Source organism: Pseudoalteromonas sp. GABNS16E, from assembly GCF_028598715.1.
Lineage (GTDB): Bacteria > Pseudomonadota > Gammaproteobacteria > Enterobacterales > Alteromonadaceae > Pseudoalteromonas > Pseudoalteromonas atlantica.
The window spans coordinates 1-3,468 of sequence record NZ_JAQREZ010000106.1; the positions used below are offsets into that span (position 1 = coordinate 1).

Annotated in this window: 4 protein-coding genes; all 4 read left to right on the top strand. The window is 38.7% G+C overall.

What is annotated here, in order from left to right; all coding sequences use genetic code 11:
* On the top strand, positions 1–236 hold a 236-nt coding region (locus PSI06_RS20695), incomplete at its 5' end, for a hypothetical protein (protein WP_273605066.1).
* A gap of 178 nt (positions 237–414) precedes the next feature.
* A complete protein-coding gene (locus PSI06_RS20700) occupies positions 415–2,406 on the top strand; it encodes a replication endonuclease (RefSeq protein WP_273604425.1) in 1,992 nt (663 codons plus the stop codon).
* Positions 2,407–2,445: 39 nt separating this feature from the next.
* The gene (locus PSI06_RS20705; protein WP_273604424.1) at positions 2,446–2,757 is read left to right on the top strand and encodes a hypothetical protein; all 312 of its coding nucleotides are present in this window, start codon (positions 2,446–2,448) and stop codon (positions 2,755–2,757) included.
* A 307-nt stretch (positions 2,758–3,064) separates the two neighbouring features.
* A complete protein-coding gene (locus PSI06_RS20710) occupies positions 3,065–3,355 on the top strand; it encodes a hypothetical protein (protein WP_273604423.1) in 291 nt (96 codons plus the stop codon).
* Positions 3,356–3,468: the final 113 nt, after the last annotated feature.

Sequence of the window (3,468 nt, forward strand, 5' to 3'; positions counted from 1 at the left end):
ATTCAAGGATGACAGTTTGTCACCTTTATAGGATTAAGGATATGACTTTAGAAATAATCCAAGAATTGGATTCAACGTTATCAAAATACCTTTTAGATAATTTTTCTATCTCAATTGCTGATCCTGTAACTACTGTTATTTTTTCTGCCACATACCTTTTTATGGTTCTAATGGCTTTGATGGTTATAAACATAATAACCAAAGATACATATTCGAATAATGGAGTATCTAAGTAATGAAACATTTAATTGGTTTTTGCCTTTTATGGTTCTTAATTTCATTAGCCTCAGTTCTCCTACCTGTTGAAAGTAATAATTATTTTGTTATCCATTTTCTAATTGCTTCATTTTTAGCGTCAGGTTTTTTATTGTGTCTTTTTTGCTTAATTTATCTGTTTGATTTGGTGTCTAAACCGTGAACTCACTATCTAACTCCCAATATGCTCAAGTTTTCCCGCTAAATACAGCAATGAATTTAACGGCAAATTTGCGACCTGCATGCACTGCAAAAGACGTTTTTGCAAACATATCTAAGCCATTGAAAGAGCGTTTTTTTGACTTTGAATCATGGCGGAATCGTATTTTTGAACGTCATTCAAACCTTGCTCATATGCTTAGCACCGGTTACTTTTTGGCTGAAAAATTCAACAATTTAGCTGAAGCAAACAAGCGTTTAAAATCTGCTGATACCGTTTTAACACTTGGGAATTTTAAACACGGTCATATAAATTTATCATGTTCAGACGATGAATTATGCGAAATTGCAGAGCAAAAAGCCCGTTATTGTGAGCTGAAAATAAGTAAAAACGGCCACACTTTATCTGTATTTAATATCCTGGTTAAATACTTAAATTCCTTTGATATTCAAGAGCCTGAACTAGTAGCACCCTATTGCACACACTTTTCAGCAGACTCTTTAACAGGTATTTTAAACCGCTTTGCTGACCCAATTTTCTGGCGTCGTAAATTACGTAAAATCCAAGCATTTACTATCGAACAACTAGCGCGTGATTTAAGACTCGTACATAAAAAAGCAAGTGCTTATGTATCACAACCAACCATCCAGAACCGCCGAGAACGTAAGCGCAAATCAGCTGAAATAATGTCTGATTTATTTGTTGTTCCAAACGATGCAAACCCGTTTTATGAATTTGAAACACTACAATCAATCATTGAACGTTCACACACATCAGGCAAACAACAAGCGGCTGAATTAATGGTAAGAATTCGTGGCTTTGAAGAACTAGCTGACATGCATGGCCATCGCGGTGAGTTCTATACATTATCAGCACCAAGTCGTTTTCATGCAGTTCACCATACGGGCCGACCAAATAATAAATATAATGGTTCAACCCCTCAAGATGCACAGGAATATTTTAACGGAATTTGGAAACGTGCCCGCGCCCTATTCTCAAAACAAAATTTACGCCCATATGGTTTTCGCGTTGTTGAACCACATCATGACGGTTGTCCACACTGGCACATGCTTTTATTCATGGAAAAAGGCGATGCGATACAAGTTCGCGCAATCCTTAAAAAACTTTGTACCGAAGATACACCAACCGAATTTAGAACAAGCGCCACTCGCTTTAAGGCTATTACTATTAATAAAAGTAAAGGCTCTGCTTCTGGTTACATAGCTAAATACATTACTAAAGCCGTTACTGGTGACAGCATCGATAAAGTTATTTGCTCTCAAGCGGGTGAAATGAAAATACTTCCAGCCGATGCCGCAGAACGTGCATCTACTTGGGCAAGTACTTTTGATATTAGACGTTTTCAGCAAATTGGTGGTCCATCAGTCACCCTTTGGCGTGAACTTAGACGATTAGGCCAAGGTGATACTGGCAAATGTGAGGTTGCAAACGCAATGAATACAACACTAGACACAGTTTCAAAATACGCACTTGAGAAGGTACGCCAAGCTGCTGATTCATCAGATTGGAAAGCATTTTGCCTTGCAATGGGTGGCGTACAAGTTAAACGCAAAGACCAAACCTTACGAATTCACTACCAATTGCCCGATATTGTTGACCGTATTACTGGCGAGGTTAGCCGCAGTGAATCTAAATCACCCTACTTTGCCACTAAATATGGCGACCAACCAGCTAATAGAATTTTAGGCGTTGCTTGGGATGCTGTTGTAGTAATTACTCGACGCGGTACTACTCAGATACTTACTGAAAAAGATATTAAATCACAACGTAAAATTATGTGCGGTGTATCTGAACAGATACAAGGTTGGCACGATGACGGCCGCTTATTCGCACCTAGTGATGAAGATATGCAGTTCCTTGAAGCGTGCGTTCTTGAGGATTATCAAAACATGTGCTTATTCATGGATTACGAAGCTCTGGCTGGCAACATTTCGAGCGACGAAGTCGCGAGCTTGGACTTGTGTCATTAACTGTAACTATTAATAAAACTAAACCCTATTGGAGAAATTATGAATATTGAAGGCGCTATAACAGACCTAGTAAAAGTTAATCGCACAGATGACAAAGGCGCTCCCCTGCCTACAACTGGCGAGTTTAAACTTCACACAAAAAACCCAGCTCAAATTTTATCTGTAAAGGTATCTGCTGACCAATTTAACGATGGTACTTATCAGCAATTGGAAAATCTGCAATCAGACCCTAACGGCTGGGGCTTAAAGCCTGTTTTACTCAATATTGAATATTACGAAGGTGCTAACGTAGCACGTCAAATGGATTGGAAAGGCTTCCGTCTGCATAGTTTACCTTTGGAAAAAAAGTAAATTTAAATACTTATATTGCAACTGAAATTTTACGTATAGGCAATTATCTAACGTAGCTTAAAGACTGCTCATTTAAGGATTACATTATGGATTTACATCAATTTTTAGTAGCCGCTTTAATGCTCGGCTCAGTTTTCGCGGGGTTCCTCTGTGGAAACCGTTAGCAGTATCGACCCTTTGATTGCCAAAATTATTGGGTCAGCAATTGTTTGTTGGTTAACTGGTTATGGTGCTGGCAAACTTTATCATTTCGTGGCGGAAATATTTAAAAAAGCGTCACGTTCACATTAGAAAAAGGAAATACACTATGAAAACTCAAACTACCGCAGTGACTGCGCCGGTTCAATCTAAAACTCGTAAACTTTCAATTTCTCCGAAAGCTTTACTAATCTCTATTGCTGCAACTGGTGCTGGCCTTTCCGGTACTGCTAGTGCAGCTTTAGATGATGCACAAGTCACCGCTATTCAAACCGAAGTTTTAGCTGATGTTTCTACCGCTGTTAGTGCTGGTTTTGCAGTACTAGCCGTTGTACTTGCGTCATCTATCGGTTTCTCTCTACTTGGCCGCTTTATCTCTAAAGGCGCAAATGGTGGTTAATTAGCAATTTAATCTGCGGGCAATCACTGCCCGCTTTTACCCTCCACCGGTGCTAATTATGATAAATAAATATTTCTTCTTACCTTTAATAACTACAGCTTTTTTTAGCTCTT

Coding starts and splice junctions, on each gene's coding strand:
- PSI06_RS20705 (WP_273604424.1), top strand. CDS start 2,446: ATGAATATTGAAGGCGCTATAACAGACCTAGTAAAAGTTAATCGCACA.
- PSI06_RS20710 (WP_273604423.1), top strand. CDS start 3,065: ATGAAAACTCAAACTACCGCAGTGACTGCGCCGGTTCAATCTAAAACT.